Consider the following 17,930-nt stretch of genomic DNA (forward strand, 5'->3'; position numbering starts at 1 on the left):
CACCTATTCTAAAAATTGAATCACAAAGTTTGGCATCACCAGATTGCCGTCCTCTGCCCGCAGGGTAATTTCCTGATCATCAACTGTGATCAGACGAAACTTGCGCCCTGTCTCTGTTTTTGCCATGCGCTCCTGATGGGTCATGGATTTTCCGATCCAGCGCAGGAGCGTTTTACGAATATAAGGATCGACCAGGGGCAAATCAGCCAGCACAATTTGATTTTGCTGCACGATTTCTGCCACCAGCTTTTGTTCTGCTTCCCGCTCTTTTAAATATGCGGTCAGGGTTTGCTGTTTTTCCTGCTGCAGGCTTTTGATAGCACCCGGTTTTGTTTTTTCTCGGTACCTTCGCACCCGTGGCTTGATCGTCACTTCCGTGGGTTCTTCATCCCAGATCTCGGCATAAATATCTTCTGTGGCCTTCCCGCCGGAAAATAAGTGCCGGGTATGAAAAACACCGAAAACAGAAGCTGAAATTTCATGAGCCTCTTCCAAAGTGTCACAACGGGCAAACCAATCAGCCAGAAAAAGATAATCCTGACGCCGGCTTTTTAAAATATGATGCCGTTCACCGATGCGTTGCGCAAAACGGGTGATGCGGCGTATCGTTTCATTAGTCACGTTTTGGAGATAGATCAGATCACTCTCCCCACTCTCATCACCTAAAAACCAGGTGGTCAGATCCTGCCACTGACCGAAAAATCTTTCAATTAAACTCTCTTTTGGGGGACGTTCATCCAAGCGCGGGATTTTTAGTTCATAATCAGCCAAACGAGTTGTAATCAATTGGATGAGCTGATCCGGAGCATCTGCCAGCAGGTTTTCGATACGAAAAGAGGTATGCTGTAAAGCGGTCATAAAATTACGCAGATAATCGGTAACAGCATCCTTGTAGGATAAAAAAGCTTCGGTCATCATCATTTCTTCTACTTTTTCGCTTTGTAAATGAGCCAAATAATCTGTGGCTCCTTCTGTTAACTTGCGAAAATTATCATACAATTCCTGCCAGAGGGCATAAAGCTCTTCATCAGACATGTCCTCTACCCCATAGATTTTACGGTGCTGATGGGAAGAGTCTGACCGGTATGCCAGCAGCTTTATCAGTGAATTTAAGAGCCGGTCAAATAAAGTTCTTTCCAGGGAACCGCCAAAGGAATCCCCCATTTCCTCCAATCCCTGAACCATACGTTCTATTTCCACCGTATAAGGCGTACATTGATAGCGAAACTTTTTCTTTTTAAATTCCTCCACAGAGGTAACCCGGGTCGTATCCTGCCGGGGAATCAGATTTTTCCACTCCACCAGCTGGTTCAAATCCTGCTGCAGCTGTTCTTCCGTATAATCCTGAAAAAACATGCTTTGCCGAAGATAGGATAAAACCTCTTCGGGGAAGAGATAGTGATGCAGCCGTTCATATTGGGTATAAAAATAGCGCAAAATCCCTCGATAACGCCCTACATTGGCTGCCGTTAAATAAGAAACCTCGGTAATGGGTTTTAATACTTTTTCATCCATGATCCCTCTCACCCTTTCTCACCTTCTCTCACCCTATCTCACCCTATCTCACCCTCCCAGCTTACCTCTGGGTTTAATCGTTGGGCCAGCATGGTATTCCTTTTGGTCGTCCTATTGTTTTTCACTGCCATAGCCACGGCTTTTTTGCTTCCCACCAGGACAAATACCTTTTTTGCCCGGGTAACGCAGGTATAAAGCAGGTTCCTTTGCAGCATCATATAATGCTGAGTCGTAAAAGGGGCGACCACAATTTTATACTCACTGCCCTGACTTTTGTGAATAGAGGTGGCATAAGCCAAAACCACTTCATCCAGCTCCGTAGCCTCATAAGGAACATCATTGCCATCAAAATTTAGGATTAAAGTACGTTCTTCCGGATCCAATTGGGTGATACTGCCAATGTCTCCATTGAAAACGTTTTTATCATAATTGTTTTTGATCTGCATCACCTTGTCCCCCAGACGATAAACGTAGGCTCCATATTTCAAAGAAATTCCTGAAGGGTTCAGGGCTTCCTGTAAAACCATATTCAGGTTTGCCGCTCCCGTCTCCCCCCGGTGCATGGGACAGAGTACCTGGATATCCTGCAAAGGATCCACCCTATAATATTTGGGAAGCCTCTTCACACATAAATCCTGAATCACTTGAACTACTTGTGTCGGCTCCTCCTCGTCAATAAAGAAAAAGTCGCTATCCTTACCCCCTTTTAATTCAGGGAACTTTCCTTGATTGATTTTATGAGCATTGGTGATGATGGCACTCCCCTGAGCCTGGCGAAAAATTTTCGTGAGTTTAATCACATCCACCATGCCGGAATCAATAATATCCTTTAATACATTGCCCGCCCCTACCGAGGGTAATTGATCCACATCTCCCACCAGAATTACCACCGTCTCATCAGCTACCCCTCGCAGCAGGTTATACATCAGAATAATATCCACCATGGAGGTCTCGTCAATGATCAACACGTCACAGGCTAAAGGATTGTCCCGGTTTCTTTTGTACCCCTCGGGAGGTTTATATTCCAACAAGCGGTGAATGGTTTTAGCCTCCATGCCCGTTGCTTCCGCCATTCTTTTGGCAGCTCTGCCAGTGGGAGCCGCCAGGAGCACCTGTGCTCCCAATTGTTGAAAAATCTGAATCATCCCCAAGGTGGTCGTGGTTTTTCCTGTGCCGGGGCCTCCCGTTAAAACCATAAATTTGGAGGTGGCGGCTGTTTGAATCGCATTTTTTTGTACCTGATCATAAGTGATCTTTTGCTGATCCTGAATATCAACGATAATTTTCTCCGCATCATTGGCCTGGAATGGGCTGGGCTGGGCAGTAATCTCACGAATTCGTTTTGCCGCTCCCAACTCACTATGATAAAAAGGGGGCAAAAAAATGGCATCCTCCCCATCTAAAATCACCGTCTGATCCTTAATAATTCGATCCAGGGTATCATTAAGCAGGGATTGATCAACTTCCAGGATTTTTTCCGCCTCAAGTAATAATTGTTCCCGAAAGGCAAAGCAATGGCCTTCGTTGGACAATTGGTTCAGTACATAGACCAGACCGGAGCGGCAGCGGGGGAAGGAATTTTTATCAAAGCCCATTTGCCGGGCAATTTTATCTGCCGTTTTAAATCCAATCCCCCAGATATCATCCGCCAGGCGGTAAGGATTTTCTTTTACGATTTCGACGCTTTCGTTGCCATAGGTTTTGAATATTTTTACCGCATAGGCCGTGGACACTCCATTACTCTGTAAAAAAATCATGACATTTTTGATTTCTTTCTGCTCCTGCCAGGCCTTTTTAATCATTACCAGGCGTTTTTCTCCGATCCCTTCCACCTGAGTAAGAGCATCCTGCTCCTCTTCCAGAACCCGCAAGGTATCCTCTTTAAAGTGACGGACGATCTTTTTCGCATACACCGGCCCGATCCCTTTAATCAAACCGCTGCCTAGATATTTTTCAATCCCTGCCACCGTGGCCGGCATGGTTTCCCGGTAATCCTGAACAGCAAACTGTCTCCCGTATTTACTATCCATCTTCCAATCACCCTTTAGGCGGATAATGGCGCCCACATTCACGGCAGCCAGACTGCCCACAACAGTAATTAAGTCGGTAAAACCCTTCGCCTTAATTTTGATCACGGAAAAACCGTTTTCTTCATTTTGAAATGTAATCCTTTCCACTACGCCACTAATGTATTCCATGCCCATTCCTACCTAGTATTAGTCTTTTTATCATAGTATTCCTTTTATTATCTTCCTCATGATTCTTTTACTATCATACCATTATCAATCAACAAGGTAAAATACTTTGATACATAAAAAATCCCTAACATGCTGCAGAGCAGACTATTTAGGGATTAGAAATATCCTTTTACCATCCGAATTTTTGGTATATTTTCTTACGGTAGGTACTTAAAGCCGGACGGGAACGGCGCCGCTTCTCCATCAAGATGTTAAACCGGATGGCTTTCTCACTTAATTTATTTTTTAAATGCTTCCTTTCTTCGGGAGAATGGCAGCAGTCTATTAAATCCTGCAGAGAGAGGATCTCTTTCTTTAATTCCAATTCTTCAGGTAAGAAATGAGCATTTTTTAAAATTTTATAACCCATTCTTAATTCTTCAGGTATATTGGACAGGTTTTCAATTTCTACAGGCTTCCCCGCATACGCTAAATTCTTCAATTCTCCCCGTTCGATCGCTTCAAGAATCTTTTGCTCTGCAATTCTACTGATGATATCCATCCTTTCATCACCCTTCCCCTATAATTCACCTAAATTAATTAGTTTTACCTGCGATGATGGCTAAAAAATCAGGGAAATGTCCCCGCATTGATTTAAAGATGCATTCTTTTGCTAAGTTCCGATTTTATATTTTCACCTTGAAAGATAATGATGGCTGATAAAAATATAATATTTGCGGCTACACTTATAATGGATGGGTATAACACATTTAACCAGCCAAAAAGAATAAACAGAAGCGGCACAATGCCAAATAAACCACCTAATAGAAAATAAACAATATAATCCCTGGCACTGAGCTTCATTACCTTAGCTGTCACATACAGGGTAAAGATAGCAGCGACACAAACAGCAGGAATCACATAATCTAAAGACCAGCCTTTCCAGCCGATCCTCCAATCCCATAAAACAGAAAGAATAGAAACAAGGGTTACCAGCCACATAATATTTTTGTGATATTATTTCTTTTCCTTAAAACCAATATAATGCTAAGCCACATGCTCAAGAGACCCAAAAACGTAAAAATTGGCAAATTTATATCAGCAGGAACCAACATGTAAACAGTAAAACTTACCACTAATGCCACAATACTCATAAAAACTAACATACGCATCACAAGGTGACGATCGTATCCTAATGGTATTTGAGGATATATCCGCATTCCATTGCTGTTATCCGCAGATAGCATATTCTTACATAAAGGACATCTTTCCTTGTTTCCACGAATTTTAACCTGACAGTGATTGCAATATTGCATAGTTCCCCCCATGATTGTTAAACATTAGAAGAAATTTCAACTTCAATTCCCCTTTTGGAAAGGAATTGAAAAAAAGTCTTTTGGATCTCTGTTTCCTTAAACGGTGAGGTAAAACTTATTACGAGCCTGTCTCCATAGGAGCACATGGTAATCTGAGGCCTCCTGGCGCTGGTACAAAAGCTAAACTGCTTGATATAATGATCAAATTCCAATGGCATCGTTATTCTGCCGATATTTGAAATGGCACCGGTTATTTCCCTATCAATTACCTTATCAGCAATGCGCAGGGCATAATCCTTTAAGGGTAAGGGGATTACTTTTGCCACCAGGTTCTTTTCCAGGGCAATATATTGATTTAACTGCTTAGCCAATTGCTCTTTTTTCATGCCCTCTTTAAAGCCTTCTTTTACAGCGGCGATAATTTCTTCGATTTCAACATTCTCCTTTGTAAAGATGCTGCCTACATTTATTGTGGTGAAGAAATTTCTGGCCGTCTCAGACTCAAAAAATTGACGCAAATTGACAGGAACTGTTAATGTAACAGGATATTTTTTACCCCGTGCCGTCATACCTTTATAGATAGCATATATGAATACTGATGCTATGAAGATGGTCAGGGTAGATTTGTATTTATGAGCTTCTTCTAAAACAGCCTTGACAGACATACTGCCTTCTATTAATAGGGTCCTGTTTTCTTCTAATCTGGTGCCGCGAATTTGATAGGCCTTGATGCTTTTTATTTTTTTAATGTTTTTCAGATTATCTTGAAAAACATGATCTCCTGTAAAATGTCTTTTAAAACTATCGTTCATTTTTTCGCTTAATGAGACATTATTTTGCAATTCCGGTATTTTGCAGGCAAAAGCTTTCTTATGTTTCATCATCAGATAATGATGTACCATGTTCTGCATAAACCAAAGTGCGCCGGTTCCGTCAGAAAGGGCATGAAATATCTCCATGTTTATCCTGTTATGATAGTAAAATACCCGAAATAATAGATCCTTTCTATCCTTAAAATAAATTGGTGCGCAAACAGGCTTTGATTCCATTTCAACAATCGGGCGAATATCACTGGATTCAAGATAGTACCAGAATACTCCCCGCCTTAAGACTGCTTTATATAAGGTGAAGCTCTCCATCGTAATATCCAGTGCCCGCTGCAGAACTTTCGGATGCACATCTTCTGTGAGCTCACAGGTAACCCGGAAAACTTTTGGATCTTTATCATCATAGGTTGCCGGAAAAATCTTGGAAGCATTATCCAGCCTTGTCCATTCTACTTTTCTAGATTTCATCTCGACACCCTGATTCAATGATCTCTTCGTTTAAGAATTGATTGATGATATTATAGCATTTAATGACATGCTCTGAGTCCCAGGGCAAGGATATAAAACCATGAAGGGCATCTTCCATACGATATATTTTAACCTCATTATGATATTCCCTTAACCGCATCCCATACGCCTCCCCTTCATCTCTAAGCGGGTCATACTCTGCTGTAATAATAAGTGTTTTTGGTTGATTAAATAGGTTCTCGGCAAGTAACGGAGCGGCATAGGGACTGAATCTGTCCTCATCATTGGAAATATACAAATCCCAGTAGTCTTGAATGCGTTTTGACGTAAGCAGATAATCGGTGCCATTATCCCTGATGGAGTTAAAGGGAGAAGTATCGCTATGATCATAATAAGTTGACGGATAGAGTAATATCTGCTTCGTTGGCAAAAATTCTCCCCGATCTCGTGCCATCAAGGATACCGCCGCCGCCAGATTCCCTCCTGCACTGTCACCGATCAAGGTGATGTCAGTTTGTTTACACTTTAGTATATCCAGGTTGAGAAAGATATCCCTTGTAACGTGATAGCAATCCTCTACACCGGCTGGAAAGGGGTGCTCCGGAGCCAATCGATAATTCACAGAAATAACCTTGTGTCCGGTTTGGTTGGCCATATTTGAACATACGTTGGTATAGGAGTCGATGTTGCCTGTTACCCATCCGCCGCCATGAAAAAAAATCAACACATTATTAGATTTTTGCTTTTTAGGTTGAAATAATCTCACCTGTATTTCCCGGTCGCCTACCATAACCTTATGATCCATCAAATTGTATAATGGTTTAAAAGATGGATTTATCGCATTGAGTAACTTACGATATATTTTATAATATTTCTTTAAATTAAGATAAGGATAGGAAAGAGCTTTTAAGATTGTTTTCTTAATTGGATGCATGGCATCAATCTCTCTTTCTTTTTATCTATTTTCCAAAATTTCTTTCTCTTCTTCTTTTTCTTTTCTGTCAATCAGAAGCTTTACCCATGCTTTATTTTCAACTTATTATATCAAAATATGTATACGTTTTACAGGATAAACAGAGTTCTTGGCACCAAATGGAATTTTTGCTCCAACTGACAACAGCAAAGGCAGACAGCTTCATCTGCTGTCTGCCCGGCATTAGCTTTTCTCTTCATTAAACAATTAATTCTCTTTAATTATTTTACTTTCCATTAGAGGCACCATTGCCCCAGCCTGCTCCCATACCTTGACCCATGCCTCTGCCCATTCCTTGTCTCATCATCCCTTGACCCATGCCATTTCCTTTACCATTACAATTACCGATTCCAGCTCCGCATGCACCGTCTTTTCTGCCAATTCCGGTACCATCGCAAAGAGCTTGACGTTCCTCCATGTTTTGATAGATTTCATCTGCTTGTTCCTGGGTCAGTCTGCCTTCTGCCACTCTTTGATCAAGAAGGGCCTTTTTTTGCTCCAGCATATCGGCTTTAAATTGATCCAATTGACCGGCATCCTGGGCAATCTGACCATAGGTCTTACCGGCCGCTCTCTCCTCGTTTACCTGGGCAAGGGTCATGCCCGTAACATCTGATGCGATCTCCGCCGGTGAGCGCAATTCAGCAGCAAGAGCTACACCTGCTGTAGCTAAAACGCCCACTATCGCAACCGTGGCCACCAATTTTTTTAAATTTTTCATACAATTACCACTCCTTATATTTTTATTTGATCTTTAAGCTGACCGACTTTCTTTAATCCTATTATGCCCTATACTTGTGACAAAAGTTTGACAAAACTTTGAAAAAAATTTGATAAAAAAGCATGCCATATCTTTGACACAAATATTTTAGCCTTTAATGGTATAATAAGATCATCGGAAAGGAGAGGATTCCCCTGAGTAAATACATCTTAATTGCTGATGATCATGAAGGTATTCTGGATATATTAAAAACCTATGTACAGAAAGAAGGATTTACACCCATTCTGGCTCGTGACGGGGAAGAGGCGTTGGCTTTATTTGCCCAGTATCATCCGATTTTAATCCTGCTGGATGTGATGATGCCCAAAAAGGATGGTTTTGAAGTCTGCCGGGAGATCCGAAAAATTTCTAATGTGCCGATCATTATGGTCACAGCTAAAGGCGAAGACGGGGATCGCATCATGGGTTTGGACATTGGGGCTGACGACTATATTGTCAAGCCCTTCAGTCCTGAGGAAGTGATGGCGCGCATCCGAGCGATTTTAAGACGTATGGATCTGTCCGATGATCAGGAAAAAGAACTTCTCACCTTCCCCGGACTGGAAATCAATCTCTCCGACTACGCGGTGAAAATCTCCGGTCAACCGGTAAGCCTGACAAAAAAGGAAATAGAAATCCTTTGGCTCATGGCTTCTCATCCGGGCAAGGTTTTTTCCCGGGACAATTTGTTAAATCAGGTGTGGGGCTACGATTATTATGGAGATGCCCGCACCGTGGATACTCATATTAAGAGACTGCGCTCAAAAATCAGCACCTCCGAAGCCCTGGTTTGGGAGATTAAAACCATTTGGGGTGTAGGTTATAAATTTGAGGTACAGGATGTTTAAAAGAAGTATTACCCTCCAATTAACCGGCGGCGTGGTCATTATTGTCCTGGTTTCCATGCTGGCCATTGGCCTCATCTTTATCCAAATGTTTAAGCAATATACCTTCGAAAGCCGTGAGGAAACTATGCTGACCCGGGGCCGAAGCATTGCAGAATTGGTTAATATCAATGCAACCGGCGGCCATATGCAGGGTATGGGTGGAATGATGCATAATCTGGATATCCTGGCGGAAGCCAAGATATGGATTATCGATCAGACCGGCAATCCTGCTGCCATGTCGGGGATGGGTCAAGGAATGGGCAAGGGGCGCGGGCACATGAATAATTTGAATAACATGAACAATTCCGAACCGCTGCCCCAAGAGGCGGAAAAGGTCATTGTGGATGTGCTGTCCGGCGGGGAATCGGTGAGTGAAAGTTTCAGCAGCGTTTATCAGGAAGCTACCCTCACTGTCGGAGTGCCTGTACAAGATTCGTCAGGTCAGATTACCGGGGCCGTACTCCTCCACGCCCCGGTGGCGGGGGTGACTCCATTATTAAATCAAGCCAACCGTATTTTGGTCCTTAGTTTGCTGGGCGCTCTGCTATTAGCCATCGCTTTGGGTCTGGCCTTTTCCCGCTATTTTGCCCGTCCCTTAAAGACCATGAACCGCACCGCACTGGCTATGGCCGGGGGAAATTATGCTGTGCAGACAGGGATTGAACGGGAGGACGAAATTGGTCAATTGGGGCAATCCCTGGATCTTCTGGCACACCGCTTAGGTAATACCATCGATCTGCTTTTTCAAGAGAAGAGCAAGTTAAATGATATTATTGCCAGTATGGCGGAAGGTCTGGTCGCCTTTGATCGCGAGTTAAAACCCCAGAGCATGAACTTTGCCTTGTCTCAGATTATGTATAATGGCTTGCCCTACCCGGATGAAATCCTGGCCAATCATTTTCGGGAACTGAGCCTGGAGGCTGATTTAAAAGAAATTATGGAGCAAAAAAAATCCTCCATCATTATGAAGGATTGGAAGGGGAAAAAACTTAAATTTATCCTTTCCCCCATCAGCAACAATCTCGGAATGGTGACAGGTTGTGTGGCACTGGTGCAAGATGTCAGCGAAAGTGAGCGTCTCGAACAATTGCGCCGTGATTTTGTCGCCAATGTCTCCCATGAATTTCGCACACCCCTTACCGTCATCCGAGGTTCCCTGGAAGCATTGGTAGACGGTACCATAATTGAAGATCAGGAAAAGAAGCGCTATCTTTCAAGAATGCTTGCCGAAACCCGTGGCTTAGAACGCTTGGTAGGAGATCTTTTGGATCTGTCCCGCCTCCAATCGGGTAAGATTACCATGAATATAGAAGAAATTCATCTGCCCACCCTGCTTTCTGATGTGCTGAAAAGTCTCCAAACCTTGGCCGATAAAAAGGAGATTCAAATGCGCTATGATGGGGAAAAAAATTTACCCACGATTCCGGGAGATTATGACCGCTTGCGCCAAATGCTGGTCATCTTTCTGGATAATGCTATCAAATATTCTCCTCCCCATACTTTAGTCTCTGTCGAAACTAAGGATCTGCAGGATCAGACCCTCACCATTAACATCCACGACCAAGGTCCGGGCATTGCGCCGGAACAGCTTCCCCATATTTGGGATCGATTCTATAAAGGAGAAAAATCTCGCCAGGGCGGCGGGACTGGGCTGGGTCTGGCTATTGCCAAGCATCTGATTGATCTCCATCATGGCAGCGTTACTGTAGCAAGCGTCTTGGATCAAGGCACCATGATCGAAATCAAGCTGCCCCTGTCCTTTAAGACGCTTAATACGCCAGTGTTTCTCCCGTCTCAAAAAGATAAATAACCTTGTCCTTTACCTTCTTGCCGGTGAGCATCTCCAGAGCACGGGTATAATAAGAAATTTGCAGACGGTAACGTTCCCGGAGTCCTTCTGACTTTCCGACAGTGACGAAATCAGTCTTATAGTCCAGAAGGACAAGGCCGTCCTGCTCCTCAAAGTAGCAATCGATCACCCCTTGTAAAAGAATCTTCTCCTTCCGGCAAGCTTCCTCCTCCATGTTAGGATATAATTCATGACAAGGTATTTCCATAAAAAAGGGTACCTCCCGATAAACCGCCCTTGCTAAAAGAAGTCTTTGGCCCCAGGGAGATGCCAGAAAAGCACGGATCCTGGCGGGATTAATGCTCGCTGCCTGCTCTGGGGTCAGCAGGTCTTTTGCCTGCATCTCCGCCAGCTGGCCCTCGATATCTTCTCGTTGATAATCCAAATGCTGCATGACAAAGTGCATAATAGTACCCTTTTCCGCCCCGCTTAAACCCTTTTTCTGCTGGAGGAAGAGGGGCTTTTGCACCAATGTCACCGGATATTCCGGGTAGGGCGTGGTGTCTTCTGTACTCTCCACCTGAAACCATCTTTTCAATTCTGTGACAGTTACCTTGGCCGGTATTCGGGAAACCTGTTGATAGGGGTAAGCCCAGCTCAATCTATCCTCCAGTTCTTGGGGCAGGGGGCTATCTTCCAGCGAAGGCAGCCCATCCAGCCACCGGATAAACTGGTTTTCTCCCAGTTCCCGCTCCTCTTTTACGGCAAGAAGATCACCCTTCTTCCATACCCGGATCTGCCACGATGAATCATCCGTGAGTAAGCTGCCGTTTAACTCCCCTTCCAGGCCGCCCAGCTCTCTTAAAATTCCGGCATCAGGATGCCTAAGCATTGCTGGACCAAGCCAATCCAGGTAACGATTCCCTTTCAACATTTCATAAGGAGGCAGCTTATCTCCTGCTGACTGGGCGGCGCTGCCCCACTTGGCCAAGGCTCTTTCCAGATTGGGTACTACTCCGGTGATGATCAGTTTTTCTTTGGCCCTGGTCATGGCCACATAGAGGATGCGCATTTCCTCCGATAATGTCTCCCTCCTTATTTTCTCCCGAATCGCCAGTTTGGGAGCTGAAGGGTAGGATAACCTTAGTTCCGGATCTACCACCTCCGGCCCAAAACCCAGATCCTGATGGAGGAGTATTTTCCCATTTAAATCCTGAAGATTGAATTGCTTGCCGCAGCCGGAGAGAAACACCACGGGAAATTCCAAACCCTTGCTCTTGTGAATGCTCATAATGCGCACCACATTATTATTTTCCCCGAGAATTTTTGCCGCTCCCATATCACCCTGGCTGGTTTTTAATTTATCCACAAAATTAATAAAATTAAAAAGACCTTTATAACTGGTCGCCTCAAATTGACGCGCTCGTTCAAATAAAATGCGCAGATTGGCCTGCCTTTGTTCTCCTGTCGGCATCGCCCCTACCAGGCTATAATAACCAGTCTCTTGATAAAGCTGCCAGATTAAGCGGTCGGTAGAAAGAACCCGTGATCCTTCCTGAAACCTGGCTAATTGCTCCAAAAATGATGTCGCTTTCGCCGCACCCGGTCCTTGGTTATTGAGACTTAAAGCCTGAAGAGCATGATAAAGGCTGCCTTTTCGATCCGACAAACGAAGTTCCGCCAGTTCATCCGTGGTCATGGCTACGATAGGCGAGCGCAGCACCCCCAGGAGAGGTATATCCTGTAAGGGATTGTCAATAATTTGCAGATAGGACAAAACCACCTGGATTTCCGGTGATTTAAAAAAGCCGGTTCCGGTATCGGCAAAAGCCGGGATCCCAAGGTTAGACAACTCCTCCATAAAAACATCCGACCATTTTTTGGTCGTACGCAAAAGAATGACCATATCCTTGTATTCCGGTTTCCGATATTGATTTTCTTTCTGATCCCAAACCCCAAGGGTCTGTCCCTGCTCATCCGGCCGCAGCAAATCCTGAATTCGGGTCGCCACCAGACGGGCTTCCCACTGAATCTTATCCAGTATTTCATCCTCTTCCTCCGGGGATACCTTCTCGGCCTCACCTCGTTCCTGATCCCGTTCATCATCCCCCGGCTCCTCTTTATGATCATGATCATCCTCGGTGGTCATCAGGTGGAATTCCATTTTTCCTCCGGCCAAGAGAACCGTGTCCTCCTCACAAGGGGCAAAGACGGCTCCCGGATTCAAAGCTTCTTCATCGGTATAATCCAATTCCCCCACCCGCTGGGACATGATCTGCTTAAAAATAAAATTAACTCCATGCACCACTTCCCACCGACTGCGGAAATTTTTATATAGCTGGATGCAGCGATAAGGATCGCCTTCTTTTGGAGAATAATGATGATATTTCTCCAAAAATAACTCCGGCTTGGCCTGTCGAAAGCGATAGATGCTTTGTTTCACATCTCCTACCATAAAGACGTTGGGCTCGCCCAAATCGCCCCGGGAAATCATGCCAATAATCGCTTCCTGAACCAAATTGCTGTCCTGATATTCATCCACCAAAATCTCGGCAAAACGCTCCCGATACCCATGTGCCGCAAGGGAAGGCACCGGTATGCCATTTTCATCTTCCTTGGTTAGAATCTCCAGACAAAAATGCTCCAAGTCGTTAAAATCCACTACTCCTTTGCGGTTTTTCTTAATGGCATATCTGGTACCAAATTCCATCACCAGTTGCGTCAAGGATTTCAGCAAAGGGTAAATGCCTTCGATCTCCTGATAAATTTCCTGGGAAGGCGCCGTACAGATCTCGGTGCTGATTTTTTTCATGCGCTCCTTCACTTTATCCCGAAGCGTCTTGGCTCTTTCATGAAGCTCTTTATCCCCATTTTTACCCGCTGAAGACAATCGGGCATATTTCTGATCCTGTACTTCTCGATAAAGGGCATCCCATGTCCCCTCAGAATCTCCCGAACAAAGCTTTTGTAATCCTCGCAGCTGGGACAGCTCTTCCTGGAAAATGGCCAGGTTTTTTTCCAGGCCGGTTGCCCCGGTAAGAATGTTAACCCCGGTTGCCATCATCTCCTCCATCCCGGTAAGCTCCAGAGATACCGTATCAAGGAGGATCTTGCCCCAGGATGTAGCACCAAAATCAAAGTCCTCTGATGCGCCGGTCATATGAAAACCCTCTGTCATTTCTGCCAGCCATTTTTCCGGCCAGGGACTGCTTTGGATGAAGCGATAAAGATTCAGCACCAGATCCTGCAACGCCTGATCATCCCGATTGCCGCCATAGCATTCCAATAAATTCAAAAAGTCCTGATCCAGGTTTTCATCCTCATAAAGATCTTCAAACAAGTGATCCAGCACATCCAGCTTCATCAGGGTTGCTTCCGTTTCATCGGCAATGCGGAAATTAGGATCAAGATCAAGATACTGGAAATTGCTACGCATCACTTCCAGGCAAAAGGAATGAATGGTGGTAATATGTGCCTTATTTAACAATGTCAGTTGTCGGTGCATGTTCCGGGATCCCGGATTTTCCTCCAGTGCTTTGGCAACAGCCCCTGCAATCCTTTCTCTCATTTCTGCCGCCGCGGCATTGGTAAAGGTAACCACCAGCAGTCTGTCAATATCCACCGGATGAACCGGATCCGTAATTTTTTTAATGATTCTTTCCACTAAGACAGCAGTTTTCCCTGCTCCTGCCGCCGCCGCCACTAAAAGATTGCACTCCTTGGCCGTGATCGCAGCCCATTGTTCATTAGTCCACTTTGTCCCTGCCATTACTCATCACCACCCTTTAGCATCTTCCATACCTCTTGATCCTTGTGCTCATAGAATAGCCGATAGGTATTTTCCTTGCGCATCGGGTCAAATTGGCAAACGGCAGAAAAACTGCAATAGGCACAGGAAGTATGGTCTTTTTTCTTATAGGGTTGTATGGAAACATTACCCTGCATCATCTCTTGGCATAAACCTTTGAGCAGATGACCGACATATTTTCTTAACAACTTAAACTGATCCAGGGTAGCCGCTGAAGCTCTGCCTAATGTTCCATCCTTATTGATTCTGGCCGGAATGATCAGAGAATCCCCTTCCATGGTTTGATCCATGGCCCTGATTAATTTTACATCGGCCAGGAGCAGTCCTCTCATTTTTAGCTTTTTCATAATGGCCTGCTCAATTTCTTCCTCGGTGATTTTTCCCTTTTCCCTGATGATCGGGTCATCAATCCGAAAATATAGCATCCCTCCCGGCAATAAAGGAGACGATTCCCCGCCACCCTCCTGGCTCCAGATAGCATCCAAATAAGTGATTAGTTGGATCTGCAAACCGTAATAAAGATCCGACAGTTTAAAATCCTTAGCTCCTGATTTATAATCTACGATGCGTAAATAAGTGCCTTCCTCCGTTTTACAAGCATCCACCCGGTCAATGCGCCCGGTTAATTTTATTTGTGCCCCAGAGTCCAATTGGATGGTGATAGGGGGGAAATTACCCTCTTCGCCAAAAGCCATTTCATAGCCGATGGGATCAAAGCTACTCCTTCGAATATGCTCGGCAATGAGCCATACCGCTCTGGTCATCACTCTTTTCATCCTGATTGCCAGGGCCGTGTATCTTTTAGACCCGGCCAGCCCTGACCCCTGCATCTCTTCCAGCATTTCATCAATAATCAAAGAAACTTGCTCCCCGCACCAGGGACGATCCATGGTGCGCCAGGAAATTTCCCCTTCCTCCATCAAACTGGAAAAGCGTTCAATCACTCCATGCATAAAGGTGCCCACATCAGGCGGGCTTAAACGAAATATCTTTCTTTCCTGAGCTTTCAGGCCATATTGCATATAATAGGCAAAGGGACAGGTTGTGAATTTTTCCAGACGGGACACGCTGGAATAGACAGGATCCCCATAAAGAGCATCGATGTTAACTTTACTTACAGGCTGAGCCAGGTTCTGATATAAAAAGGCTGCTCTCATTGACAAGCATTTTCCCCGCCACTCCTCTTGGCTTTCAAACCAACGATATACCTGGGGCCATATCGGAGAAATCTCCCCCCCATCTGCTTTTTGACGCAGAGCAGAGATCATATGCTGAAAGGTTGTTTTCCTTCCTATCATCAGCTCACTGGCATCAGCCGGGACATTTTCCCCCGGAGATATATAACTGGATTCTTTAATACGAGGAAATATCTTCCTGAGCCGGGAAATAATCATGGAGGGTCGCATCGCCTTTCCCTCTTGATCAGCAATGGGCCAGCTTAAACGCAAAAATTTCTCCGGGATCGTCAGGGCGCGATAAATTAAGTATTGCTCATCAAAGGCCTTCCTCCTGGTATCCCCGGCTAACTCAATTCCGGCTCGGGTAAAAACATCCCGATCCAGGTCGGAAAGAATCCCCTCCTCCATTCCGGAGGCAGGAAACACCCCATCATTCATACCGAGGATAAATAAGGCCTGGATCTCATGACTTTTGGACCGCTCGACATTTCCCACCAAAACCTGATCTAAAGATGGGGGCACCAGTCCTACCTGATATTCTTCCAGTCCGATCTTCAAAATGTTAGCAAACCGTTCCAGGCCAAAGGTTTCCTCGTCCATAGCCTCTACCATCTGATCAAAAACTGCCATTACAATATTCCACACCTGACCATACTCATTGGCTAAATTTAATTCACCTATCTCCCTAAAATGATCAATATAAGCTTCGATGCGCTCCGGCACCCCAATCCGACAAAGAAAATCATATAAGGCGCTGCATATTTCCCTTGCTGTTCTTCTTCCCTTTGTGGTCTTACGAAAAACGAGGAGGGGTGTTACCACTTGAATGCGAATGCGGTTGATTTCCTCCAATCGTTCTTTTTCCTGATCGGACTCCCTATCATCCGGCAAAAAATTAGTGCTCATCTGCCAATCCTGTCCATCCGTCCAGCGCCGACCCCTGATACCGCAAGCAAGCACATAATTTTCTAAAATATCAATGTCATCTCTGGATACATCAGTCAATCCGGTTTTCAGGTAACTGAATACATCCTCATAGGTCCAGTTTTCAATAAACAGGTCCAGCATTGATAAGATTAAGCGCACCAAGGGATGATTGGTGATATCGATTTTACGATCAATGAAGCAGGGGATCTCGTATTCGTCAAAGATCACCTGAATCAATTGCTCATAGTCGGCCAGGTTGCGCACTACCAAACCAATATCACGATAGCGCAGTCCCTGATCCCGGCATAAGGAAAGAATATCTTGAGCGGCTCCTTCAATCTCGGAAAAAACATTAGCGTAAGAAAATAACGCAATATTCTCTGTCTCAGCCGAAAAAGTCCGGCACGGAAAATCATTTAAGTTCTTCTCTAAATGGGCCAGTTCCGGACTATTTCTAAATCGGAACAAAGGCTGCTCCTCCAATAATACAGATGGTTCAATGACAATCTCCTGATCATCGGCAAAGTTCGTTAATCTCCGATAAACCTGTTTTACCCCGAAAAAAACATCGTTGCCCTGATGTCTTTTTGCCCCCTCTAAGTGATCAGTACAAAGACTGACATTGACCCGGCACGCCTTTTGCAGCAGCCTCTCCAACACCAAATATTCCTGAGGGGTAAAACCGGTAAAGCCATCCACCCAGATTTCACTTCCATCGTAGAGATCTGCAACCTGCAACTTTTCTCCGGCCATAGTCAGGTCATCATCCGTGTCCCGATACCTTTCGGCAATAGTTTCTTCAAAAGCTGCATAAACACCATGCAGCTCCTGCAATTTTTCTTTGAGGGGTTGATCTTCTCCTAAATCCTCACCGAATTCCTTCAGCATCCGGGGCGTCACTTGGTAACGCTTAAATTCACTAATCAAGGTGGATAAGGTATTGACAAAGCCCGGACGCTCTGCCGATTTGGCAAAATATATAAACTCACCTTTCATTTTATCCAGAATGCGATAAAGAAGCATACATTTACCTGCCGTATGAATATGGGGATAAGTAATCCCCCCTAACTGGTTAAAGATACGAAAAGCCATGCGCTGAAAGCTTAAAACCTGGGTCTCTATACTCCCCCCCGACCTAACATCGTAATTAAGTCTTTCTCAGCCTGAAAGGAAAATTGCTCGGGCACTAAGAGAATTATAGAATGAGAAACCTCCTCTTCAATCCGTGCTTTTATTTCTTCTAAGCAGTAACGAGTCTTCCCGCTTCCCGCCCTGCCATAAATAAATCTTAGACTCATGATCACT

At 44.6% G+C, this 17,930-nt stretch carries 9 protein-coding genes and 2 pseudogenes; 2 read left to right on the forward strand and 9 right to left on the reverse strand.

The features are described from left to right. Window positions 1-3: 3 nt before the first annotated feature. From CEQ75_RS01505 to CEQ75_RS01535, 7 genes and pseudogenes are all read right to left on the reverse strand, one after another. Complete coding sequence (locus tag CEQ75_RS01505; protein WP_089612465.1) at window positions 4-1,515, reverse strand: TIGR02677 family protein; 1,512 nt, start codon at window positions 1,513-1,515, stop codon at window positions 4-6. Between the two features lie 38 nt (window positions 1,516-1,553). Further along, a complete protein-coding gene (gene recD2, locus CEQ75_RS01510) occupies window positions 1,554-3,713 on the reverse strand; it encodes an SF1B family DNA helicase RecD2 (RefSeq protein ID WP_089608770.1) in 2,160 nt (719 codons plus the stop codon). A 169-nt stretch (window positions 3,714-3,882) separates the two neighbouring features. Next, on the reverse strand, window positions 3,883-4,254 hold the full coding sequence (locus CEQ75_RS01515) for a DnaJ family domain-containing protein (protein ID WP_089608771.1): 372 nt from the start codon (window positions 4,252-4,254) through the stop codon (window positions 3,883-3,885). A gap of 92 nt (window positions 4,255-4,346) precedes the next feature. After that, window positions 4,347-5,020, reverse strand: a pseudogene (locus tag CEQ75_RS19425) (DUF6320 domain-containing protein). A gap of 5 nt (window positions 5,021-5,025) precedes the next feature. Then, a complete protein-coding gene (locus CEQ75_RS01525; protein ID WP_089608772.1) occupies window positions 5,026-6,303 on the reverse strand; it encodes a hypothetical protein in 1,278 nt (425 codons plus the stop codon). After that, entirely contained in the window at window positions 6,293-7,237 is a 945-nt protein-coding gene (locus CEQ75_RS01530) for an alpha/beta hydrolase (RefSeq protein ID WP_089608773.1), read from the reverse strand. Before CEQ75_RS01530 ends, CEQ75_RS01525 begins: the two co-directional genes overlap by 11 nt. Before the next feature lie 265 nt (window positions 7,238-7,502). Continuing rightward, window positions 7,503-7,997 (reverse strand): DUF2680 domain-containing protein, encoded by a 495-nt coding sequence (locus CEQ75_RS01535; protein ID WP_089608774.1) that lies wholly within the window; start codon window positions 7,995-7,997, stop codon window positions 7,503-7,505. 194 nt (window positions 7,998-8,191) lie between these two features. Here CEQ75_RS01535 and CEQ75_RS01540 point away from each other — a divergent pair, with 194 nt between their 5' ends. Both CEQ75_RS01540 and CEQ75_RS01545 read left to right on the forward strand, forming a co-directional pair. Then, window positions 8,192-8,884: a response regulator transcription factor gene (locus tag CEQ75_RS01540; RefSeq protein ID WP_089608775.1), complete on the forward strand. Its 693-nt coding sequence runs from the start codon at window positions 8,192-8,194 to the stop codon at window positions 8,882-8,884. Then, on the forward strand, window positions 8,877-10,733 hold the full coding sequence (locus CEQ75_RS01545; protein WP_089608776.1) for a sensor histidine kinase: 1,857 nt from the start codon (window positions 8,877-8,879) through the stop codon (window positions 10,731-10,733). Before CEQ75_RS01540 ends, CEQ75_RS01545 begins: the two co-directional genes overlap by 8 nt. On the opposite strand, the gene addA is transcribed toward CEQ75_RS01545, so the two are convergent. Together addA and addB are read right to left on the reverse strand one after the other, a co-directional pair. After that, window positions 10,693-14,481: a helicase-exonuclease AddAB subunit AddA gene (gene addA / locus CEQ75_RS01550; protein WP_089608777.1), complete on the reverse strand. Its 3,789-nt coding sequence runs from the start codon at window positions 14,479-14,481 to the stop codon at window positions 10,693-10,695. The genes CEQ75_RS01545 and addA overlap by 41 nt on opposite strands. Then, a pseudogene (gene addB, locus CEQ75_RS01555) lies at window positions 14,481-17,923 on the reverse strand (helicase-exonuclease AddAB subunit AddB). The gene addA and the pseudogene addB overlap by 1 nt, the downstream one beginning before the upstream one ends. Window positions 17,924-17,930 lie beyond the last annotated feature (7 nt).

This window comes from Dehalobacterium formicoaceticum (assembly GCF_002224645.1).
GTDB lineage: Bacteria > Bacillota > Dehalobacteriia > Dehalobacteriales > Dehalobacteriaceae > Dehalobacterium > Dehalobacterium formicoaceticum.